The sequence below is a fragment of the Dinoroseobacter sp. S76 genome, assembly GCF_049801095.1.
Classification (GTDB): domain Bacteria; phylum Pseudomonadota; class Alphaproteobacteria; order Rhodobacterales; family Rhodobacteraceae; genus Dinoroseobacter.
Genome location: NZ_JBNAGH010000001.1, coordinates 781607 through 804385, shown reverse-complemented (window position 1 = coordinate 804385; position 22779 = coordinate 781607). Strand labels below are relative to the sequence as shown.

General features: G+C 63.5%; 20 protein-coding genes. 16 read left to right on the top strand and 4 right to left on the bottom strand.

Annotated features, from left to right (window positions below; genetic code table 11):
- Positions 1-103 precede the first annotated feature (103 nt).
- The 5 genes from rpsD (at position 104) to ACP153_RS03940 (ending at position 5080) form a co-directional block, all read left to right on the top strand.
- Positions 104-724 carry a 30S ribosomal protein S4 gene (rpsD, locus tag ACP153_RS03960; protein WP_424965195.1) on the top strand — a complete coding sequence of 207 codons (621 nt, stop codon included), beginning with the start codon at positions 104-106 and terminating at the stop codon, positions 722-724.
- An 86-nt stretch (positions 725-810) separates the two neighbouring features.
- Entirely contained in the window at positions 811-2229 is a 1419-nt protein-coding gene (locus ACP153_RS03955) for a homospermidine synthase (protein ID WP_424969665.1), read from the top strand.
- A gap of 9 nt (positions 2230-2238) precedes the next feature.
- On the top strand, positions 2239-3324 hold the full coding sequence (gene hisC / locus ACP153_RS03950; protein ID WP_424969664.1) for a histidinol-phosphate transaminase: 1086 nt from the start codon (positions 2239-2241) through the stop codon (positions 3322-3324).
- Positions 3321-4259 carry a prephenate/arogenate dehydrogenase family protein gene (locus ACP153_RS03945; protein WP_424969663.1) on the top strand — a complete coding sequence of 313 codons (939 nt, stop codon included), beginning with the start codon at positions 3321-3323 and terminating at the stop codon, positions 4257-4259. The genes hisC and ACP153_RS03945 overlap by 4 nt, the downstream gene beginning before the upstream one ends.
- Positions 4256-5080 (top strand): extensin family protein, encoded by an 825-nt coding sequence (locus ACP153_RS03940; RefSeq protein ID WP_424969662.1) that lies wholly within the window; start codon positions 4256-4258, stop codon positions 5078-5080. Before ACP153_RS03945 ends, ACP153_RS03940 begins: the two co-directional genes overlap by 4 nt.
- Before the next feature lie 10 nt (positions 5081-5090).
- Here ACP153_RS03940 and ACP153_RS03935 read toward each other — a convergent pair whose 3' ends face one another.
- Complete coding sequence (locus ACP153_RS03935; protein ID WP_424969661.1) at positions 5091-6089, bottom strand: DUF2125 domain-containing protein; 999 nt, start codon at positions 6087-6089, stop codon at positions 5091-5093.
- Between the two features lie 66 nt (positions 6090-6155).
- On the opposite strand from ACP153_RS03935, the gene ACP153_RS03930 reads away from it, so the two are divergent.
- From ACP153_RS03930 to ACP153_RS03920, 3 genes are all read left to right on the top strand, one after another.
- Positions 6156-6698 carry a gamma-glutamylcyclotransferase gene (locus ACP153_RS03930; RefSeq protein WP_424969660.1) on the top strand — a complete coding sequence of 181 codons (543 nt, stop codon included), beginning with the start codon at positions 6156-6158 and terminating at the stop codon, positions 6696-6698.
- An 88-nt stretch (positions 6699-6786) separates the two neighbouring features.
- Positions 6787-8076 carry a biopolymer transporter ExbB gene (locus ACP153_RS03925; RefSeq protein WP_424969659.1) on the top strand — a complete coding sequence of 430 codons (1290 nt, stop codon included), beginning with the start codon at positions 6787-6789 and terminating at the stop codon, positions 8074-8076.
- 3 nt (positions 8077-8079) lie between these two features.
- Positions 8080-10152: a peptidoglycan -binding protein gene (locus ACP153_RS03920; protein WP_424969658.1), complete on the top strand. Its 2073-nt coding sequence runs from the start codon at positions 8080-8082 to the stop codon at positions 10150-10152.
- A gap of 66 nt (positions 10153-10218) precedes the next feature.
- Here ACP153_RS03920 and clpA read toward each other — a convergent pair whose 3' ends face one another.
- Complete coding sequence (gene clpA / locus ACP153_RS03915; RefSeq protein ID WP_424969657.1) at positions 10219-12546, bottom strand: ATP-dependent Clp protease ATP-binding subunit ClpA; 2328 nt, start codon at positions 12544-12546, stop codon at positions 10219-10221.
- Between the two features lie 531 nt (positions 12547-13077).
- On the opposite strand from clpA, the gene ACP153_RS03910 reads away from it, so the two are divergent.
- From ACP153_RS03910 to ACP153_RS03880, 7 genes are all read left to right on the top strand, one after another.
- Positions 13078-13824 (top strand): class I SAM-dependent methyltransferase, encoded by a 747-nt coding sequence (locus tag ACP153_RS03910; RefSeq protein ID WP_424969656.1) that lies wholly within the window; start codon positions 13078-13080, stop codon positions 13822-13824.
- A gap of 281 nt (positions 13825-14105) precedes the next feature.
- Positions 14106-14672, top strand: a complete 567-nt coding sequence (locus ACP153_RS03905) for a F0F1 ATP synthase subunit delta (RefSeq protein WP_424969655.1) — start codon at positions 14106-14108, stop codon at positions 14670-14672.
- Positions 14673-16211, top strand: a complete 1539-nt coding sequence (gene atpA / locus ACP153_RS03900; protein ID WP_424969654.1) for a F0F1 ATP synthase subunit alpha — start codon at positions 14673-14675, stop codon at positions 16209-16211.
- Between the two features lie 12 nt (positions 16212-16223).
- Positions 16224-17099 (top strand): F0F1 ATP synthase subunit gamma, encoded by an 876-nt coding sequence (locus ACP153_RS03895; protein ID WP_424969653.1) that lies wholly within the window; start codon positions 16224-16226, stop codon positions 17097-17099.
- Positions 17100-17117: 18 nt separating this feature from the next.
- Positions 17118-18542, top strand: a complete 1425-nt coding sequence (atpD, locus tag ACP153_RS03890; protein WP_424969652.1) for a F0F1 ATP synthase subunit beta — start codon at positions 17118-17120, stop codon at positions 18540-18542.
- Between the two features lie 9 nt (positions 18543-18551).
- Entirely contained in the window at positions 18552-18947 is a 396-nt protein-coding gene (locus tag ACP153_RS03885) for a F0F1 ATP synthase subunit epsilon (RefSeq protein ID WP_424969651.1), read from the top strand.
- A 121-nt stretch (positions 18948-19068) separates the two neighbouring features.
- A complete protein-coding gene (locus ACP153_RS03880) occupies positions 19069-19419 on the top strand; it encodes an H-type lectin domain-containing protein (protein WP_424969650.1) in 351 nt (116 codons plus the stop codon).
- Positions 19420-19527: 108 nt separating this feature from the next.
- Here the strand turns inward: ACP153_RS03880 and ACP153_RS03875 are convergent, their stop codons facing one another.
- Positions 19528-20481: an SDR family oxidoreductase gene (locus ACP153_RS03875; protein WP_424969649.1), complete on the bottom strand. Its 954-nt coding sequence runs from the start codon at positions 20479-20481 to the stop codon at positions 19528-19530.
- A gap of 161 nt (positions 20482-20642) precedes the next feature.
- On the opposite strand from ACP153_RS03875, the gene ACP153_RS03870 reads away from it, so the two are divergent.
- On the top strand, positions 20643-21533 hold the full coding sequence (locus tag ACP153_RS03870) for an AraC family transcriptional regulator (RefSeq protein ID WP_424969648.1): 891 nt from the start codon (positions 20643-20645) through the stop codon (positions 21531-21533).
- 129 nt (positions 21534-21662) lie between these two features.
- Here ACP153_RS03870 and ACP153_RS03865 read toward each other — a convergent pair whose 3' ends face one another.
- Positions 21663-22685, bottom strand: a complete 1023-nt coding sequence (locus ACP153_RS03865; protein ID WP_424969647.1) for a ribose-phosphate pyrophosphokinase — start codon at positions 22683-22685, stop codon at positions 21663-21665.
- Positions 22686-22779 lie beyond the last annotated feature (94 nt).

The window sequence follows — 22779 nt, the reverse complement described above, 5'->3', positions numbered from 1 at the left end:
GTGTTGGTGGCCCTCGCAAGAGGATCCCTGTCAGGCCGCAAGGCCAGAGGACAACGCCCTTCATAGCGCCCAGCCGGGCGCGCTCTATCGAAGGAGATCAGCCGTGACCAAACGCACGTCTGCCAAGTACAAAATCGACCGCCGCATGGGCGAGAACATCTGGGGTCGTCCGAAGTCCCCGATCAACCGCCGCGAATATGGCCCCGGCCAGCACGGTCAGCGCCGCAAGCAGAAGATGTCCGACTTCGGTCTGCAGCTGCGCGCCAAGCAGAAGCTCAAGGGCTATTATGGCGACCTCACCGAGAAGCAGTTCCGCCGCATCTATGGCGAAGCCGAGCGGGTGAAGGGCGATACCGGTGAGAACCTGATCGGTCTGCTCGAGCGTCGTCTGGACGCCGTGGTTTACCGCGCCAAGTTCGTCGCCACCATCTTTGCCGCTCGTCAGTTCGTGAACCACGGCCATGTCCTGGTCAACGGTCAGCGCGTCAACATCCCCTCCTACCGCGTCAAGGAAGGCGATGTCGTCGAGGTGCGTGAGAAGTCCCGCCAGATGGCCGCGCTGCTGGAGGCGACCCAGCTGCCCGAGCGCGATGTGCCGGACTATGTGGACGCCGACCATAACAAGATGAAAGCGACCTTCGTCCGCACGCCGGGTCTTGCAGATGTGCCCTATCCGGTGATGATGGAACCGAACCTCGTGATCGAATACTACGCACAGAACTAATCCGTTCGCGCATAACCGCTTTTCAGGGCCGCGCGACATCCGCGCGGCCCTTTTTTCGTGTCCGCGATCCAGAGCAGGAGAGCCCCATGTCCGACTATCCCGTTTATGGCCGCATCGACGGCCCGGTGGTGATGATCGGCTTCGGGTCTATCGGCCAGGGCACGCTTCCTCTGATCGAGCGGCATTTCGACTTTGACCGCGATCAGTTTCTGGTAGTGGAGCCCAAGCCCGAGGGTGTCGAGATCCTCAAGGCCCGCGGGATCGCCCATAAGCAGGTGGCGCTGACGCCCGAGAACTACCGCGACGAGCTGAACGCGCTCTTTCCGGAGGGCAAGGGGTTTTGCGTGAACCTTTCGGTGGATACCTCGTCGCTCGATCTGATGAAGCACTGCCGCGAGATCGGGGTGCCTTATATCGACACGGTCGTCGAGCCTTGGGCGGGCTACTATTTCGACACGGCGGATAACGCGGCGCGGACCAATTACGCCCTGCGCCAATCGGTGCGGGATGAGAAGGCCGCGAACCCGGGCGGGACCACCGCCGTCTCCTGCTGCGGGGCCAACCCGGGCATGGTGTCGTGGTTCGTCAAGGCCGGGCTGATGATGCTCGCCAAGGATACCGGGCGCGACATCGCGGCGCCGACCAACCGCGACGGCTGGGCCGCGCTGATGCGCGATCTGGGCGTGCAAGGCGTGCATATTGCCGAGCGAGACACACAAGTGCGCGCCGAGGCCAAGCCCCATCAGGTCTTCGTCAATACATGGTCGGTCGAGGGCTTCATCGCCGAGGGCTACCAACCCTCCGAGATGGGGTGGGGCACCTTCGAGCCCTGGATGCCCGCCAATGCCCACCGGCAGGAGAGTGGCTGCAAGGCCGCGATCTGGCTCGAGCAGCCTGGGGCCGATACCCGGGTGCGCACCTGGTGCCCGACCCGCGGGCCGCAGTTCGGTTTCCTCGTCACCCATAACGAGGCGATTTCCATCGCTGATTACTTCACCGTGGGCGAGGGCGACCATCCGGAGTTCCGCCCGACCTGCCACTACGCCTATCATCCCTGCGATGACGCGGTGCTGTCGCTCCATGAGATGTTCGGCTCGGGCCAGATCCAGACCGCGCATCACATCTTTGACGTGGATGAGATCACCGACGGCATCGATGAGCTCGGCGTCCTGCTCTACGGGCACGCGAAGAACGCGCTCTGGTATGGCTCGCGTCTCTCGAATGAAGAGACCAAGGAGCTGGCGCCGGATCAGAACGCCACCGGCTTGCAGGTGACCTCAGCCGTGCTCGCGGGCATGGTCTGGGCGCTCGAGAACCCGAATGCCGGCATCGTCGAGACCGATGAGATGGATTACGCCCGCTGCCTCGAAGTGCAGCTGCCCTATCTCGGCCCGGTGGAGGGGCATTACACCGACTGGACGCCTCTCACCGACCGCGAAAGCCCCTTTCCCGAGGACCTGGCCCTGGACGAGCCATGGGCCTTGCAGAACACTCTCGTCCGCTAAGAGTTTGATATGACACAGATCGCCCCGCAGCCTGGAATCATGGATATCGCGCTATACGAGGGCGGGGCGTCCCATGTGGCCGGGGTTGAAAAGGTCATCAAGCTCAGCTCGAACGAGAACCCGCTAGGGCCGAGCCCCCGGGCCATTGCGGCCTATAAGGACGCGGCAGGGGATCTGCATCGCTACCCCTCCACGGATCACGCGGGCCTGCGCGCGGCGATTGCCGAGGTGAACGGGCTCGACGCGGATCGGGTGATCTGCGGCGCGGGCTCGGACGAGATCATCGCCTTTCTCTGCCAGGCCTATGTGGGGCCGGGGGACGAGGTGATCCACACCGAGCACGGTTTTGCCATGTACCGGATCAGCACCCTTGCCGCCGGGGGCACCCCGGTCGAGGTGCCCGAGCGGGAGCGTGTGACGGATGTGGACGCGATCCTTGCGGGCGTGACCGAACGCACGAAACTGGTCTTCATCGCCAATCCGAACAACCCGACCGGGACGATGATCGGCGGCAACGCGCTGGGCCGTCTGGCCGATGGTCTGCCCGAGGGCTGCCTGCTGGTCCTCGACGGGGCTTACGCGGAATATGTGCCGGATTACGATGCCGGGCTCGCGCTGGTCGAAAGCCGCGAGAATGTGGTGATGACCCGGACCTTCTCGAAAATCTACGGTCTTGGCGCCCTGCGCGTGGGCTGGGGCTATGGTCCGAAAGCCGTGGTGGATGTGCTGAACCGGGTGCGGGGGCCGTTCAACCTCTCGACCGGGGCGCTGGCTGCGGCGGAGGCTGCGGTGCTGGATACCGATTACACCGCCCATTGCCTCGCCGAGAACGCCAAATGGCGGTCCTGGCTCGCATCCGAACTGGCAGCACTTGGCGTGCCGTCGGATACTTCCTCGGCCAATTTCATCCTCGCGCGCTTCGCCAGCCCCGAGGAAGCCGGCGCCTGCGACGCCTTTCTCAAGGCGCGGGGTCTGATCGTGCGACGGGTGACGGGCTACAAGCTGCCCGCAGCCCTGCGCATGACCGTGGGCGATGAGGAAGGCTGCCGCGCGCTGGTCGCGGGCGTCGCCGCCTTCAAGGAGCAAGCGCGATGACCGTCATCTACCCCAAGGTTGCCCTGATCGGGCTGGGTCTGATTGCGGGCTCCATGGCCCATGGCATGCGCCGCGCCGGGTTGGCGACCGAGATCCGAGGGTATGCCCGCAGTGCCGAGACCCGCGGCATCGCCGCCGAGATCGGCCTTGTCGACACGGTCTGCGACACCGTCGAGGCGGCGGTGCGTGATGCGGATCTCGTCGTGCTCTGCGTGCCCGTGGGCGCCATGGGCAGCGTGGCCGCCCAGATCGCGCCGGTTCTGAAGCCGGGCGCGGTGGTCACCGATGTGGGCTCCGTGAAGGCCGCGGTGATCGAAGCGGTCGCGCCCCATATCCCCGAGGGCGTGCACTTCATCCCCGGTCACCCTCTCGCCGGGACCGAGCATTCCGGCCCGCGCTCGGGCTTTGCGGAGCTCTTCGACAATAAGTGGTGCATCCTGGTGCCGGTCGAGGGCAGCGACGCAGAGGAGGTCGCCAAGCTCCGCACCTATTGGGAGCAGCTTGGCAGCAATGTGGATGTGATGGATCCGGCGCATCATGATCTGGTGCTTGCGGTCACGAGCCATGCGCCGCACCTGATAGCTTACACGATGGTCGGCGTGGCCGATGACCTGCGCCGGGTCACCGATAGCGAGGTGATCAAGTATTCGGCGGCGGGGTTCCGGGATTTCACCCGGATCGCGGCCTCGGATCCGACCATGTGGCGGGATGTGTTCCTGACCAACAAGGCGGCCACGCTGGAGATCCTCGGGCGTTTCACCGAAGAGCTCTTTGCCCTGCAGCGCGCGATCCGGACCGAGGATGGCGACCACCTGCATGACTATTTCACCCGCACCCGTGCGATCCGGCGCGGGATCATCGACGCGGGTCAGGATACGGATGCGCCAGATTTCGGCCGGGTCCCGCTGACCAAGACCAAGGCGCCTGCGGAATGAGCCCGGGGCGCGGGGCGGTTCTCGGTGCGGTGCTGATCGCGCTTGGCCTGCCCGCCCTCGCGCTCGACCGCTCCCCCCGGCCTGCGCCGCGTACCGAGGCGCTGATCCTCTCGCAGGTCGCCGAACGGTTCGTGCCCGCGCCGCGTCCAACCCTGCCGCTTGTGGATACGCGCCCGGCGATCAAGGCGGCAAGCCTCTCGATCCTGCGGATCTCGCCCCGCCCGGCCCCTCGCGGGGATCTCAAGCCGCAAAAGGCCCGGGTGAAGGTCACCCGCCCGCCGGGAACGCCCTTGAAAACGGGTCGTATCTGCGGCAGTCGCCAGATCATTGGGCGCCCAGTGCCGGACATCGCGGGACGCTTGCCCGGCTGCGGGGTGCGCGGCGCGGTGCAGGTGGTCGAGGTGGAGGGCGTGCGCCTGTCGACCGCCGCGACCATGACCTGCGAGGCGGCTGAGGCCCTGCGCCGTTGGGTCGATACGGGCGTCAAACCGGCGGTCAAACGCACGGGCGGCGGGTTGGCCGAGCTGCGCGTGGCGGCCCATTACAGCTGCCGAACCCGGAACCACAAACCCGGCGCGAAGATCTCGGAACATGGCAAGGGCAAGGCCATCGATATCTCCGGCGTGGTTCTGAAGGACGGAACGGTGATCACGCTCCTCAAGGGGTGGGATGACCGGCGGCAGGGCAAAATGCTGCGCCAGATGCACAAGGCGGCTTGTGGCCCCTTTGGTACGGTGCTTGGCCCGGAAGCGGACCGCTACCACAAGGACCACTTCCATTTCGATGTCGCCCGCTATCGCAGCGGGCCCTATTGCCGCTGAGGCGCCCGGCCTAACGCAGCAAGAACCGTGGCGCCTGGCCGAGGTTCAGGAACCCGAGCCGCATCTGCCCGTCGCGCAGGGTCAGTGGAATGTCCAGCGAGGTTTCCGGCCCCGAGAGCCCGGCCAAAGCCTCAAGCCCCCGCTCCAGAAGGGGCAGGAACGCACTGGGCACCAGCCCGGAGCGGTCCGCCACCTGCAGGATCTCGCGCCAATTGCTCGCCTTGATCGTCAACGCGCCACTGGCCCGGCCACGCTCATCGATCTCAAGGTCACCGACCGCACGCAGGCCCAGAGGGCCCCATTGCGCCCGGGCCTCATTGAGGGTGATGGCGCGGGGCTGGGGGCGGCGATTTTCAATCGCGTCCAGATCCCAATCGCGATCAAAGCGGATCACCGCGTCGAGCCGAACGGTCTCAAGCGCCGGGGGCAGAAGCTCCCCCGGGTCGAGCCGCCGCTTGATCGCCACGGGCAGGGCAAAGCCCACGGCTTCGATCCCCAGATCATAGGTCTGCTCCGCGCCTTCGGTCGCGCGCATGGCAAGACGCAGAGCCTGCGCCCGGGTGCGGCCGATGTCACTGCTCAGCTCCGGCGTCTCGGCCACGAAGATCGCGCTTTGCAGGGGCAGGCGGGCACTGGCGCCGAGATGGAGCGAGGCCTGCATCTTGGACGTATCCAGCTGCGACCGGCCGAGCGGGGTCGAAATCACCTGCGTGTTGGGAAAGACCGCAATGACCTTGTTGGGCTGATAGCTGAGCGCGAGAAGCTGAAAGAACGGTGCCTCCCAGGCGAGCCCGGTGCCGGGATCGGCCAGGGCGGGCTCCGTGAGCACCGTGTCGAACCGGTTGGGAAAGCCCCGCACGTCGAGCTCGGTCCACTCCACCTGCCAGCCCTCAGTGCGCCGATCCTCGAACCAGGCGGTCAGGCTGCGCTCCAGCGCGGATGCCCCGACGAACCAATAGGCAAACCATCCCAGCGCCGCTGCGGCACAGACACCCAATAGCCATTTCATCAGGGTTTTCCCTTCCCTCGGAGCACGTGCTGCTGTTTAACCGCGCGAAGCATGGAGGACCAGAGAATGGACGCGCCCCTTTGGGTCTTTGGATACGGATCGCTGATCTGGAACCCGGAATTTCCCGTGGCTGAGCAACAGATTGCCCGGCTCGACGGTTGGCACAGGTCCTTCTGCATGCGTTCGATCCACCATCGCGGGACCGAGACGGATCCTGGGCTGGTCCTGGCCCTCGATGAAGCGCCCGAGAGTTTCTGTGACGGGGTCGCGTTCCGCGTCACCCCCGGCACCGAGGCCGACACGATGGAGGCCCTGCGCGAGCGTGAGCTGGTCTCGTCGGCCTATCTGGAGATCACGGCCCCGGTGGTCTTGCGCGATGGGCGCGCGGTGACGGCGGTGACCTATGTGGTCGATCAGAGCCATGTGCAGTATTGCGGGAACCTGCCGCTCGAGGATCAGGCGCAGATCATCTCCCAGGCTGTGGGGGGACGTGGTCCCAATACGGAGTATCTGCGCAACACCGAGTCCCATCTGCGCGAGATCGGTCTGCAGGATCCGGACCTCGCCTGGTTGGTGGCACGCGTGGAACAATTGCCCACAACTCTTTGACCTGAGCCGGAAAACAGGTAAGTCGCACTTTGCAATAGGCGGCACAGACCTTATCGTTTGCGCCAAAACCGGCAAGAAGGCTTCGATCATGGAAACTCCGGCCCCCCAAGCGCGGCGCTTGTTCGGTCGCCCGACCCGTCAGTTCCTGCTGATGCTGATGGTGCTTGGCCTTGTGGGCGCCGGGGGCTGGCTCGCCTATCCGCGGGTCGCGCCGATCTTTCTGGCCAACCCCTATCTGAACGGGGTGATCGTCCTGGTTTTCGTGGCGGGGGTGATGTCGTGTCTGTTGCAGTTGCTGCAACTTTCGTCGGCGGTGCGCTGGATCGAGAATTTCGCCAACGGGGTCCCCTCGGCGACCCGGGTGACCGCGCCGCGGCTCGTGGGCTCGCTGGCCGGGCTGCTTGGGGCGCGCAAGGCGCGTATGCAGCTGAGCGCGAACTCCTCCCGCTCGATCCTGGAATCCGTGGCGACACGGATCGACGAGGCGCGGGATATCACCCGATATATCGTCAACCTGCTGATTTTCCTAGGCCTTCTGGGTACCTTCTATGGTCTGGCCACGACCGTGCCGGCGGTGGTCGAGACCATCCGATCGCTGGACCCAAGCGAAGGGGAAGGCGGCGTGGCCGTGTTCGGGCGCCTCATGACCGGGCTCGAGGCTCAGCTGGGCGGTATGGGCACGGCCTTTGCCTCCTCCCTTCTGGGCCTTGCGGGCTCGCTTGTGGTCGGGCTTCTGGAGCTCTTCGTGGGTCATGGCCAAAACCGCTTCTACCGGGAGCTGGAAGAATGGCTATCCACGATCACCAAGGTCGGCTTTGCTTCCTCCGAGGTCGAGGGCGGCGGCTTTGACATGGATATCGTGGCGCAGGTGCTCGACCATATGGTGGCGCAGATTGAATCCCTGCAGGACCTCTTCGTGCAGGCCGATGAGCGTGCGACCCGGCTCGACCAGCGTCTTGTCGGCGTGGCGCAGTCAGTGACCTCGCTGACGTCGCAACTTGGACGTAACGACCAGACCACTGCCGCGCTCGAACGGGTGGCGCAAAGTCAGGAACGGCTCAGCAATATGCTGGAGCAGCAGATCACTTCGGGCCATGACGGGATCGACGCCGAGAGCCGCATGCGCCTGCGCAGCATCGATGTGCAGCTTCTCCGCATCCTCGAAGAGATGTCCGCCGGGCGTCAGGAAACGGTCTCGGAGCTGCGCGGGGATCTGGCCTCGCTCAACATGACCGTAAAACAGGCCGCGCGCTCCGGTGTGAGCGATCCGACCGCGGTGGCTGCCGAAGCCCTGCGCACGGTTCTGCATGATGACTTCGACCCGGAGGAGGCGTTCCAGCGCGCGCGCCGCCCCAATGACCCCACGGATGAGCGCTGATCCATGGCCGTGACGCGCCGGTTCAACCAACGTTCCACGGGCAATATCTGGCCCGGTTTCGTGGATGCGATGACGGCGCTCTTGCTGGTGCTGTTCTTCGTGCTCACGATCTTCATGGTGATGCAATCGGTGCTGAGCGAGCAGATCGAGGTCAAGGATACGGAGCTTGATAGCCTCACCGTGCAGCTCTCGGATCTGGCTGATGCGCTGGGGTTGGAGCGGACGCGGACCGAGACCCTGTCGGACACGGTCGGGGCCTTGTCCGCCACGCTGGATGATGCTGAGGCGCAGGCGCTGGCGCAGGACACGCTGATTGCGACGCTCACCGCGCAGATCGACACGGCCGAGGCAGCGATCGCTGAACGCGACGCACGGATCTCCGGCTTTGAGGATCGGGTGGCGGCTCTGCTGTCTGAGAACCAATCGCTGGGCCAGACCCTGTCGGATCGTACGGGCGAGCGTGACAGCCTCTCGGCCTCTCTCGCCGAGGTCGAGGCCGCGCGGGATGTGGCGCTCAGCGAGGCTGAGGCGTTGAACCTCGCGCTGGCCCGGATGCGGACCGAGATGGACAGCCAGGTTGAGGCCGCACGTCTTGCTGCGGCACGCTCGGACGCGCTGGAGGCATTGGTCGCGGATCTGCAGGCGGATCAGGCAGCACAGGAAACCCGGCTCAGCACTCTCTTGGCCCAGATCGCGGCGGCGGAGGCGGATCAGCTTGCTCTGCGCAGTGCCCTGTCCGATGCGGAGGTTGGGCTGGAGAATGAGGCGGCCCGGCGTGCGGCCCTCGAGGCGGATCTGGCCACGCAAAGCGAAGCCTTTGATGCGGCGGAGCTGGCGCGTCTCGAAGGTCTGGCCCGTCTGGAGGAGCTGCGGACGCAAGTGGCGGAACAGACCGCGGCGCTGGATGCGGCCGAGCTTTCCCGGCTCGAGGATCTCGCGCGTCTCGAAGAATTGCGTGACACCGTGGCGGATCAGACTGCCGCGCTCGATGCGGCGGAAACCGAGCGTCTGGCAGAGCTGGCCGCTGCCGAGGCTCTGCGTGCCCGGTTGGAATACAGCGAAGGCGCGCTGAGCGAGGCCGAGGCTGCCCGTCTTGCCGAGGCAGCCGCTGCGGAGGCCCTGCGCGCGCGGCTCGAGAACGCCGATGCGGAACTGACAGCGATGACCCTCGCTCTGGAGGAGCGCCGGCAAGAGGCGGAGGATACGCTGACCAAGCTGGCCGCCGCCGAACTGGCGCAGGAGCAATTGTCGGGGGATCTGGCCGAGGCGAGCGCCCGGGCCGAAGACCTGTCCGAGCGCCTGACCGCGGCGCAGCGCGACCGGCTTTTGCTGGGGCTTGCGCAACGCCAGCTCAGCCAGGTCGAGGCGCAATCCGCCGAAGATGCCCGGCGCGTCGCCGTTCTCAACGAGCAGGTTGCGGCCCTGCGATCGCAGCTTAACGGGTTGCAGGGGCTTTTGGACGTGGCCAATGCCAAGGATGCCGAGGCGCAGGTGCAGATCCAGGCTCTGGGGACCGAGCTGAACACCGCGCTGGCCCGGGTGGCCTCCGAACAGCGCGCCCGTGCCAATCTTGAGGAGGCCGAACGCTTGCGCCTTGAGGCGGAAGCGCAGAACCTCGAACGGTTCCGGTCGGAGTTCTTCGGGCAGTTGCGCGATCTTCTTGGGGATCAGGAAGGTGTTCGGATCGAGGGCGACCGCTTCGTGTTTTCGTCCTCGGTGCTCTTTGATACGGGCGAAGTGGAGCTCTCGGGGCAGGGGCAGGCAGAGGTCGCCAAGGTCGCGGGTATCCTGCGGGATGTGGCGGACCGGATCCCCGCGGGCATCGACTGGGTGCTGCGCGTCGATGGGCATACGGACAATGTGCCGATCTTCGGCGGCGGGAAATACGCGGACAATTGGGAGCTGAGCCAGGGCCGGGCCCTGTCGGTGGTGCGCTATATGATCGAGGATCTGGGCATCCCGCCCGGGCGGCTCGCGCCCACGGGCTTTGGCGAGTACCAGCCGGTGAGCTTGGCGGATACGCCGGAGGGGCGGGCCCTCAACCGCCGGATCGAGCTGAAATTCACCGAGAAATAAGCGGATCTGGGGCCATGAAAAAAGCCCGGTCACTTGGACCGGGCTTTGTGTGTCTTGGCGACTGCCTCAGTCGGCGGTCAGCAGAGGGGGCTTCTTGCTCGAAAGGCGCGGCGCGCCGATCGGCTCGATCTGCAGATCAATCTCGCCGTCTTTCACAGCGACCTTCACCACACCGCCCTTGGCCAGTTTGCCAAAGAGCAGTTCTTCGGCCAGCGGCTTCTTGATCTGCTCCTGAATGACACGGCCCAGCGGGCGGGCACCCATCTTGTCGTCGTAGCCCTTGTCACCCAGCAGTTGCGCGGCCTCGGGCGTGAGCTCGATGGTGACATTGCGGTCCAGAAGCTGCGCTTCGAGTTGCAGCACGAACTTCTCGACCACTTGCAGGATGATCTCCTTGCCGAGCGGCGCGAAGCTGATGACCGCGTCCAGACGGTTGCGGAATTCGGGCGTGAAGGTCCGCTCGATCGCGGCGGTATCCTCGCCCTCGCGCCGATCACGACCGAAGCCGATGGCGGCCTTGGCCTGCTCGGCGGCGCCCGCATTGGAGGTCATGATCAGGATCACATTGCGGAAATCCACCGTCCGGCCATTGTGGTCGGTCAGGGTGCCGTGATCCATCACCTGCAGCAGGATGTTGTAAACATCCGGATGCGCCTTCTCGATCTCGTCGAGCAGGAGCACGCAATGCGGGTGTTGATCCACGCCATCGGTCAGCAGACCGCCCTGGTCGAACCCGACATAGCCCGGAGGCGCGCCGATCAGGCGGCTGACCGCGTGCTTCTCCATGTATTCCGACATATCAAAGCGCAGAAGCTCGACGCCCAGCGTATCCGAGAGTTGCTTGGCCACCTCGGTTTTGCCGACCCCGGTGGGACCTGCAAAGAGGTAGTTGCCAATGGGTTTTTCGGGTTCACGCAGACCGGCCCGGGCCAGTTTGATAGCGGAGCTGAGCGCCTCGATGGCCTTGTCCTGACCGAAGACCACGCGCTTCAGGGTGACCTCGAGGTCCTTGAGCACCTCGGCATCATCCTTGGACACGTTCTTCGGCGGGATCCGGGCGATCTTGGCGACGACCGCTTCGATCTCCTTGGCGCCGATGGTCTTGCGCCGCTTGCTCTCGGCCACCAGATGCTGCGCGGCACCGGCCTCGTCGATCACGTCGATCGCCTTGTCCGGTAGCTTGCGGTCATTGATGTAGCGTGCCGAGAGTTCCACCGCGGTCTTGATCGCGTCGGAGGTGTATTTGATCGCGTGGTGATCTTCGAAATAGGGCTTGAGACCTTTGAGGATCTTCACCGCGTCCTCGACCGAAGGCTCCGTCACGTCGATCTTCTGGAACCGGCGGCTCAGTGCGCGGTCCTTCTCGAAATGCTGGCGGAATTCCTTGTAGGTGGTCGAGCCCATGCAGCGCAGCTTGCCGCCCTGCAACGCAGGCTTCAGCAGGTTCGAGGCATCCATCGCCCCGCCCGAGGTCGCGCCCGCGCCGATCACCGTGTGGATCTCGTCGATGAAGAGCACCGCATCCGGGTGATCCTCGAGCTCGGTGACCACAGCCTTCAGACGCTCCTCGAAATCCCCGCGATAGCGGGTCCCGGCGAGCAGAGCGCCCATGTCGAGGCTATAGATCGTGGCCCCTTGTAGGACCTCCGGCGTCTCGGCCTGCACGATCTTGCGCGCAAGACCTTCGGCGATGGCGGTCTTACCAACGCCGGGATCGCCCACAAGAAGCGGGTTATTCTTGCGCCGACGGCAGAGCACCTGAATGCACCGCTCCACCTCGCCATCGCGCCCGATCAGCGGGTCGACATCGCCCTTGCGGGCCTTTGCGTTGAGATCGACGCAATACTTGGCAAGCGCGGACTCTTTCTCTTCACCGCCCTGATCGGTGGAGGCGGTTGCCTCCTCATCCATATCGGACGCGCCCGAGACCGGGCGGGACTCGCCAAAGCTTGGGTTTTTGGCCACGCCATGGGCGATGAAGTTCACCGCGTCATAGCGCGTCATGTCCTGCTCCTGCAGGAAATAGGCCGCGTTGGATTCCCGCTCGGCAAAGATCGCAACAAGGACATTCGCCCCGGTCACTTCCTGCCGTCCGGAGGATTGCACATGGATCGCCGCGCGCTGGATCACGCGCTGGAACGCGGCGGTGGGCACGGCTTCGGACCCCTCGACATCCGTGGCGAGGGTCGAGAGGTCATCTTCGATAAAGGTTTCGAGCGTCTGGCGCAGGGCGTCCAGATCGACATTGCAGGCTTTCATCACCTTGGCGGCATCCGGCTCATCAATGAGCGCCAGAAGCAGATGCTCGAGCGTCGCCAGCTCATGGCGACGTGCATTGGCCTGGGCGAGCGCGGTGTGGATTGCCTGTTCGAGCGTATTAGAAAACGAAGGCACCGGGAGCTCCTTTCATTGGGGCCACGGATGGGGGCTGTATCCGTAACCATTTCCCTTGTTCATTAAAGTTCGGTGTTCTTTGGCGCGCTTCAAGGCTTTTTTCCTTAAAACCGCGTTCTGACCCCATTCGTGATCAGGCTGAAGGCAGTGGCGCGCATTCCGAGGCGCCGCGCATTTTTCTGGGGTTTTGCGCCTTTCTCCGGCGAAAAACCGTGTGGATCCGCAAGGGCTCCGAAGGATTGGCTGTGTTTTGAGACGAGATGTCTCGGTGGGTTTCGGGCCGCAGCCCCTATTTCTGTTGAATGGGTTGCACATTTTTTGTGCAAAAAGTGGTCTAAGGGTAAGGGGCTCAGGACTTTATCACCCTTGCGTGTGTCCCGGTTCGGGGGCGAGCCTCTCGAGGCCGCGACAACATCACCGGTCTGGCGCCGCGCTATTTCTTTGCCGATCCGGTCGGGCCATGTAGTTAATAATGCCGTGGGCACGTTCAAGATGAGGCGTGCGGGACCGTTCATCTTTGTGAGACCGCGTTTGCACCTCGACGTACTTGATCTGCGCCAGTTCTACTATCGCACGCGTCTGGGGCGGGTGGCACAGGCGGCCATTCGTGACGGGATGCTGAGCCTTTGGCCCAAGGCGCAAGGCGAGACCGTGGCGGGCTTTGGTTTCGCGGTGCCCTTGCTGCGCCCCTATCTTGCCGATGCCGAACGGGTGGTGGGCCTGATGCCCGGCCCCCAAGGGGTGATGCCCTGGCCCGCGGGGATGCCCAATATCTCGGTCCTGTGCGACGAACGCTCCTGGCCCCTGGAGACCGGCAGTGTGGACAAGCTGGTTGTTCTGCACGGGCTCGAGACCTCCGAGACCCCGGCCTCGCTCTTGGCGGAGTGTTGGCGGGTGCTGGCCACGGGGGGGCGGGGCCTCTTTGTCGTGCCGAACCGGGCGGGCCTCTGGACCCGGCGGGACGGGACGCCCTTTGGCTATGGCCGCCCTTACAGCCTCGGTCAGCTTGAGGCGCAGCTCAGCGACCATGGCTTCGTGAACGAACGTCACGCCTCGGCCCTCTTTACACCGCCCAGCGAGAAACGCTTCTGGCTGCGTTCCACCGCCGCCTGCGAGAAGCTGGGGCAGTACCTGCCCGCGCGGTTCGCGGGGGGTGTTTTCCTCGTGGAAGTGTCCAAGCACGTGCAGGAACCGACCTATGCGGACCGGGCCACGCGGTTGCGCCGACCGCTTCAGGTTCTGGAGGGGATTCCGGCCTCCGGGGTCAAGCCGATTTAGCAGCTGCAGAATCCACCTCAGGTAGAACGATTCACTGTTCTGGCGCTAACACAGGAGGGGGATCCGTCAATCTTCAAGCTTCAAAGTGTCGCGCTCTCAAGGGCTTAGGTCTAATCTCTTGAAACTACGTATTTTTTGGTAGTGATCACAAATACTAACAGAGTTGCGGCAGCAGGGGGTGTCTGTTATTTCCGCCGAGAATTTCCGGATCCTGCGTCTGGCGGGGTCCTCAAGCGGCTGCCACGGAACCTCCATCTCCGTGCGGCACAGACAGCGGAAGGGTGGACGTGTCAGACTCAGCTTCGATCTCCTCCGGTATCGCTGATCGTTATGCGACGGCGATCTTTGAACTGGCCAAGGAAGAAAACAACCTCAGCGCGCTGGAGGCGGGTGCAGACACGCTCGACGCCGCGCTGAAAGACAGCGCGGAGTTCCGCGACCTGATCTCGTCTCCGGTCTATAGCCGCGATGAGCAGGGCGCTGCGATTTCTGCGCTTGCACAGAAAATGGGGCTGCCCGCGATGCTCGCGAATGCGCTGACCCTGATGGCCGGCAAGCGCCGTCTCTTTGTGCTGCCCCAGCTTGTGGCAAGCCTGCGCGCGCGCATCGCCGAGGAGAAGGGCGAGATCACCGCCGATGTCACCTCCGCCCAGCCGCTCAGCGCGGACAATCTGGCCGAGCTGACCAAGGTCCTCAGCGCTTCCGCCAGCAAAACCGTTAAAGTGAATACGACCGTCGATAGCTCCCTTATCGGCGGTCTTGTCGTCAAAATGGGCTCGAAGATGATCGACACCTCGATCCGCGCGAAGCTCAATGCACTCCAGAATACAATGAAAGAGGTCGGGTAAATGGGAATCCAAGCTGCCGAAATCTCTGCGATCCTCAAGGAGCAGATCAAGAACTTTGGCCAGGAAGCCGAAGTCGCCGAAGTGGGCCGCGTGCTCAGCGTCGGTGACGGCATCGCGCGTGTCCACGGGCTGGACAATGTGCAGGCCGGTGAGATGGTCGAATTCCCGGGCGGCATCCGCGGGATGGCCCTGAACCTGGAAGTCGACAATGTCGGTATCGTGATCTTCGGCTCCGACCGCGACATTAAAGAAGGCGACACCGTCAAGCGCACCAACTCCATCGTGGACGTGCCGATCGGTGACGAGCTGCTGGGCCGTGTTGTGGACGGTCTGGGCAACCCGCTGGACGGCAAAGGCCCGATCGGCGCCTCCAAGCGCGGCATCGCGGACGTCAAGGCGCCGGGCATCATCCCGCGTAAATCCGTGCACGAGCCCATGGCAACCGGCCTGAAATCCGTGGACGCGATGATCCCGATCGGCCGTGGCCAGCGCGAGCTGATCATTGGTGACCGTCAGACCGGCAAGACCGCCGTGGCTCTGGACGCGATCCTGAACCAGAAATCCTATAACGAAGCCGCGGGCGACGACGAGAGCCAGAAGCTCTACTGCGTTTACGTCGCCGTGGGCCAGAAGCGCTCCACCGTGGCGCAGCTGGTGAAGAAGCTCGAAGAGAGCGGCGCCATCGACTACTCCATCGTTGTGGCAGCCACCGCCTCTGACCCGGCCCCGATGCAGTTCCTGGCACCCTATGCCGCGACCGCGATGGCTGAGCATTTCCGCGACAATGGCCGTCACGCGCTGATCATCTATGATGACCTCTCCAAGCAGGCCGTGTCCTATCGTCAGATGTCCCTGCTGCTGCGCCGTCCGCCGGGGCGTGAAGCCTATCCGGGTGACGTGTTCTACCTCCACTCCCGCCTGCTCGAGCGCTCCGCGAAGCTCGGCGATGACAGCGGCAATGGCTCGCTGACGGCTCTGCCGATCATCGAAACCCAGGGTGGCGACGTGTCCGCGTTTATTCCGACCAACGTGATCTCCATCACCGACGGTCAGATCTTCCTCGAAACCGAGCTGTTCTATCAGGGCATCCGTCCCGCCGTGAACACCGGTCTGTCGGTGTCGCGCGTGGGCTCCTCGGCCCAGACCAACTCGATGAAATCGGTTGCCGGTCCGGTGAAACTGGAACTGGCTCAGTACCGCGAGATGGCGGCCTTCGCCCAGTTCGGCTCCGACCTCGACGCCGCGACCCAGCAGCTGTTGAACCGCGGTGCGCGTCTGACCGAGCTGATGAAGCAGCCCCAGTACTCGCCCCTGACCAACGCAGAGATCGTCTGCGTGATCTATGCGGGCACCAAAGGCTATCTCGACAAGATCGACGTGTCCGATGTGGGCCGCTACGAGCAGGGGCTGCTGGCCCATCTGCGTGGCAAGCACGCTTCGCTTCTCGACATGATCACCAAGGACGACCCCAAAATCAAAGGGGACGCCGAGGACAAGATCAAGGCCGCGCTCGACGAATACGCCGCGACCTTCGCGTAAGGGGTCTGAGACATGCCAAGTCTTAAGGACCTCAAAAACAGGATCGAGAGTGTGAAAAGCACTCGGAAGATCACGAAGGCCATGCAGATGGTGGCTGCCGCAAAACTGCGGCGGGCCCAGGATGCGGCCGAGGCCTCGCGCCCCTATACCGAGCGGTTTAATGCCGTGCTCGGCGGGCTCGCGGCATCGGTCGGCGATGGCGATAGCGGTCCCAAGCTCCTCGTGGGCTCGGGCAGCGATCAGGTGCAGCTTCTGGTGGTCATGACCGCCGAGCGGGGTCTGTGCGGCGGGTTCAACTCGTCCATTGCCAAGCTCGCCCGGACCCATGCCCAGGAGCTCATCGCAGCGGGCAAGACCGTCAAGATCCTGACCGTCGGCAAGAAGGGCCGCGAGGCGATCAAGCGCGATCTGGGCGAGTATTTCGTCGGTCACGTGGATCTCTCCGAGGTCAAGCGCATCGGCTATGACAATGCCTCCGATATCGCGCAGGACCTGCTGTCCCGCTTCGACGCTGAAGAGTTCGATGTCGCGACGATCTTCTATGCGCAATTCCAGTCGGTGATCAGTCAGACCCCGACTGCGCAGCAGATCATCCCGGCCTCCTTCGACGCCCCTGAAGAGGGCGGAGATGCCACGCTCTATGACTACGAGCCGTCGGAAGAGGCGATCCTCGCCGATCTTCTGCCGCGCGGGGTCGCAACGCAAATTTTCGCAGCTCTGCTGGAGAACGGCGCGTCCGAACAGGGGGCTCGCATGAGCGCCATGGACAACGCGACGCGCAATGCCGGCGAGATGATCGACAAGCTGACCATCGAGTTCAACCGCTCGCGTCAGGCCGTCATCACCAACGAGCTTATCGAAATCATTTCGGGCGCCGAGGCGCTCTAACGGAACCGGAGACATCAAATGGCAAATGCTAAAGGCAAAATCACTCAGGTGATCGGCGCCGTTGTCGACGTGCAGTTCGAGGATGCCCTGCCGGAAATCCTGAACTCTCTGACGACGGACAACAATGGGAAGCGGCTGGTCCTCGAAGTGGCCCAGCACCTCGGCGAAAACACCGTGCGCGCGATCGCCATGGACGCAACCGAAGGACTCGTGCGCGGGCAGGCGGTTGAGGACACGGGCGGCCCGATCACGATCCCCGTGGGCAACGCGACCCTGGGCCGGATCCTGAACGTTGTGGGTGAGCCCGTGGACGAAGGCGGCCCGGTCGAAGCGACCGAGACCCGCTCGATCCACGCGGACGCGCCGGAGTTCAACGAACAGTCCACCGAGAGCGCCGTGCTCGCCACGGGCATCAAGGTGATCGACCTGCTCGCGCCCTACGCCAAGGGCGGCAAGATCGGCCTCTTCGGCGGTGCCGGCGTGGGCAAGACGGTTCTCATCATGGAACTGATCAACAACATCGCCAAAGTGCACTCGGGCTTCTCGGTGTTCGCGGGCGTGGGCGAGCGGACCCGTGAGGGCAACGACCTCTACCACGAGATGATCGAATCCAACGTCATCAACCCTGATGATCTGTCCAAGAGCCAGGTGGCCCTGGTTTACGGTCAGATGAACGAGCCTCCGGGAGCCCGGATGCGTGTGGCTCTGACCGGTCTGACCCTGGCCGAGCAGTTCCGCGACCAGTCCGGGACCGACGTTCTGTTCTTCGTGGACAACATCTTCCGCTTTACCCAGGCAGGCTCTGAGGTGTCGGCGCTTCTGGGCCGTATTCCCTCTGCTGTGGGCTACCAGCCGACCCTGGCCACTGATATGGGCGCCATGCAGGAGCGGATTACCTCCACGAAGTCCGGCTCGATCACCTCGGTGCAGGCCGTCTACGTGCCTGCGGATGACCTGACCGACCCCGCGCCGGCCACGTCCTTTGCCCACCTCGACGCCACGACCGTTCTGTCGCGTGCGATCTCCGAGCTCGGGATCTACCCGGCTGTGGACCCGCTCGACTCCACCTCGCGTCTCATGGACCCGGCCATCGTCGGCGAAGAGCATTACGGTGTGGCCCGTGCGGTGCAGGGGATCCTCCAGCGCTACAAGTCGCTGCAGGACATCATCGCGATCCTCGGGATGGACGAACTGTCTGAAGAGGACAAGCTGACCGTGGCCCGCGCCCGGAAGATCCAGCGCTTCCTCTCCCAGCCGTTCGACGTGGCGAAGGTATTCACCGGCTCCGACGGGGTGCAGGTGCCGCTCGAAGACACCATCGCGTCCTTCAAGGCCGTTGTGGCGGGCGAGTACGACCACCTGCCGGAAGGCGCCTTCTACATGGTGGGCGGCATTGACGAGGTGATCGCCAAAGCCGAGCGCATGGCCGCAGACGCGGCGTAAGGGGTCATCATGGCAAACACCCTGCAATTCGACCTCGTGTCCCCCGAGCGGCGCCTCGCGTCGCTTGAGGTGACCGAGGTGCAGCTGCCCGGGGCGGACGGGGACATGACGGCCATGGCCGATCATGCGCCGACCATCACGACGCTGCGCCCCGGCTTGCTGCAGGTCAACGGCCCCGAGGGGACGTCGGCCTATGTGGTGACCGGTGGCTTTGCCGAGATCAGCCCGACCGGCACGACCGTGCTGGCCGAGCGGGCCTATCCTGCCGGTGCGGAGTCCCGCGCCGCCATCGAGGAGCATCTCGAAGCAGCCCGCGCCAAAGCCGCGGATGCGGAAGGTGCGGATAAGGACGTGGCCGAAAAGGTCGTGTCCGACTTCGTGCGTCTGCTCGAGGATATGGTCTGAGGCCTCTGCGCTCAGCCCGGCATCTGAAGAATAGAAGGCCCCGCTTCGGCGGGGCTTTTTCTTTGCCTCCCGGCGACACTTTGCCTAAAAGAACGGCAATGTTTCCCCGAAAAGCTCTGTCATGAAGAAACTGCGCAACCACCTGATCGGTGTGGACCAAGGCTATGTCTCGCTCTTTTCCGATTTCGAGGACGGTGGCGAGATGTGGACCGGCGAAGGCCAGCGCGAAGTGCGCCGCTCGGTGACCTTCTCCGAGCCGTTCAGCGCGGCTCCGGTGGTCCATGTGGGGCTGGCGCTCTGGGATATCGATCACGGCGCCAACCAGCGCGCGGACCTGCAGGCTGATGGGGTCACGGCGGATGGGTTCGATCTGGTGTTTCGAACCTGGGGAGATACGCGGGTGGCGCGCCTCCACGCGACGTGGCTCGCAATTGGCGAGTTGACCTCAGAGGATCAGTGGCAGGTGGATTGATGTGGGGCGACGGAAGTCAACTTTGAGCCCAGACCTTCAGGATGCTGCACAGCGCACCAATGGCCGCTTTCCGTCCCGGTGCGCTGGTAGCCGACTTCTAACAATTGGTCAGAGTTTCCACTCGAACCCCACAGCTTTTTCAGACTCATCCCAAAGCCGTGTCATGACAGCCTTGTCATGGGCGTGCCCGTTCAATGTGCCCTTGCCGACTGGGCCGACCGCTTCCATGTGGCCCGTCGGGCCGTAAAGGGCGCGTTGCTCGGTCAGGGCCTCTTCGGTCGCGCACATGACCTCAGGGTACGAGCCTTGCTCTGCGGTTTGGACCATCGGGGTCTTCGTCATCAGCCACCAGATGAAACGCATTGTGCGGCTGCCGCTTGTTGTGATTAACGATGTGGCCGACGAGCCCGGATGACAGACGAAGACCTCTACATCTTTACGCCCCTCCGCAGCCAAACGGTCTTGCAACTCATAGGCAAACATCATTTGCGCCAGCTTGCTCTGAGAATAGGCGGTGTTCGCTCCGTAGCCCTCATCCCAGTTCATGTCGTCGAACTTGATGGTCTTGAGACCCATGTTGTAGCCGAGGCTGGCAACGACCACGATCCGGCCTTTGCTTTCGGCTATGCGATCAAAGAGTAGGCCATTGAGCAGAAAATGTCCGTAGTGGTTGGTGCCAAGCTGGCTTTCGAACCCGTCGACGGTCAGCTTGCGCGTCGGTACCTGCGCGATGGCCGCGTTGTTGATCAGCGCGTCGATCCGAGGCACCGTCTTCAGAACTTCTTCGGCCGCCTCGCGCACGCTATCCAAAACGGATAGATCCATGCGAATGAAGCTCACATCGGCTTTTGCGCCAAATTCCTGTTTCAGGTCCGCGACGGCCGCCTCGGATTTCTCGGCTGAGCGGTTCAGCATCACCACCCTAGCGTTCTTCTTCAGAAGAATGCGCGCGGCTTGAAAGCCCGCGCCAGCATTGGCGCCAGTGATGATGTAGGTCTTGCCTGTCTGGTTGCCCAGGCGCTCGGGTGTCCAGCCTTTGGGTCCAAATGTCGTATCTGCCATTTTCTGTCTCCTGCCAGCCCAAACTGGCGGTTTGAGGTGTGGTTGCTTGGAAGTACAGATAGAACCAGGTTTGACACAGAAACAGGCGATATAATCTCAATTACTTGCCCAATCGTCTCAACCCTATTGCAAAGATGAAAGTCCTCTGCCAGCTAGAGCGCATGAGCAAAGACCAGATCAAAAACCTAATCGAGGGCCGTCTGCCAGAGGCAGGCCTCGTCGACACCGCGTTGAAAGGCGTCCAGCTTTTCCGGGTGACCGAGGCCAAGCCCTGCGTGCCTGCCGTCTACGAGCCCACGGTGGTGGCTATTCTCAGTGGCACCAAGGAAGCTGTCTTGGACGGTGAGCACCACGTCTATGGCAGCGACAAATACCTGCTGTGCCCCATGACTTTACCGGTAGAGGCGGGCACGCCATTGGCGTCCAAGGACGATCCTCTGCTCGGCGTCGTGATTGCGCTGGAGTCACGGATGATGCGCGAGCTCACCATGGAGATCGAGACCGCCGCCGATGGCCACAGACAATCGTGGGATGACGCGCCATCGGCTTTGGCATTGGCGTCCTGGGATGTTGGTTTCACGCAGGCTCTGTTGCGGCTTCTTGAGTTGCTCGACAATCCGGTGGATCTGGGGGTGCTCGGACAGGGGCGACTGCGCGAGTTGTGTTATGCGGTGCTCATGGGCGAGGCCGGGGCAGCGGCAAGACGTGCCTTTGTTGTCGGCAACGAAATCGCGCGCACCATCGACTACCTGTCGACCCATCTGGACAAGCACGTCACCATCGACGACATGGCCGACCACGCTGGCATGAGCCGCGCGGTCTTCCATCGGCGGTTCAAGGACGCCACGACGATGTCTCCGATCCAGTTCGTGAAATCCATGCGGCTGAACAACGCCGCTATGAAGATTGCCGAAGGAAAGACCGTGTCGGAGGCAGCCTGGGATGTAGGCTATAAAAGCGCCTCTCAGTTCAGCCGAGAGTTTAAGCGGATGTACGGTCAGTCGCCCCGGCAATGGAGCAGTATGGCGCAGGTGCCAGAACGATTGACCTAAGATACTCGCCTTAGCTTACGCTTAACGCGAGTGTCCGGTTTGGGTGGTGCTGCCGTCATTGGGTGCTTGGAAACGATGACAGGTTTGTCCGCCAAACCGACGCTAGCCAATCATCAGTCCCGAAAGTCTCTAACTCGCGTTGGCGTACATGCCTTCATAGATCGGTGTCAGCGTGTCCGTGTCGAAGAGAGACGAGACGCTCGTGCCGTTCCAGATGTTCAGGATCGCCTGGGCAAAGACCGGGGCCGTGGGCACGATGCGGATGTTATGGGCGGCTTTCACGGGCTCCGTGGCTGCAATCGAGTCGGTGATCACGAGGCTCTTCATCGAGGATTTGGTAATCCGGTCCACGGCAGGCCCCGAGAGCACGCCGTGGGTGATGTAGGAGTGGACCTCGGTCGCCCCTTCGCTCATCAGCAGGTCCGCCGCCTTGCAGAGTGTTCCGGCCGTGTCGCAGATGTCGTCCACGATGATGCAGGTCTTGCCCTCGACCTCGCCGATCACGGTCATCTCTTCCACGACGCCCGGCTGCGAGCGGCGCTTGTCCACAATCGCCAGACCACAGCCGATCCGTTGGGCAAGTTCGCGCGCGCGCGCCACGCCGCCCACATCGGGCGAGACCACGGTCACGTTCTCGAGCTTGCCCGCAAAGTGGTGCAGCACATCCAGCGCAAAGATCGGCGCGGCATAGAGGTTATCCACCGGGATATCGAAAAAGCCCTGGATCTGGGCCGCGTGCAGATCCATGGTCAGGATCCGCTCGACCCCGGCCTCGACCATCATATTCGCCACCAGCTTGGCCGTGATCGGCGTCCGCGCCTTAGTGCGGCGGTCCTGACGGGCATAACCGAAATAGGGGATGATCGCCGTGATCCGGCTCGCCGAAGAGCGGCGCAGCGCGTCGGAGATGATCAACAGCTCCATCAGGTTGTCATTGGCCGGGTTCGAGGTGGATTGGATGATGAACATATCCTCCCCGCGCACATTCTCGAAGACCTCGACGAAGATCTCGCCATCGTTGAACCGCTCCACGCGGGTATCGACCAGACCGACCTGCATTCCGCGATAGGCGGACATGCGGCGGGAGATGGCTTTGGCCAAGGGGACATTGGCATTGCCGGAGATGATTTTCGGGGAGATTTGTGCGGGCATCGGGTCTCTGATCCTTTGCGGGCCTGTTGCCGGGGGACTCACCTCGTGGTGGAGTTGACACCGCTTACCACTGCCATACGGTCTTGCCTAGGTA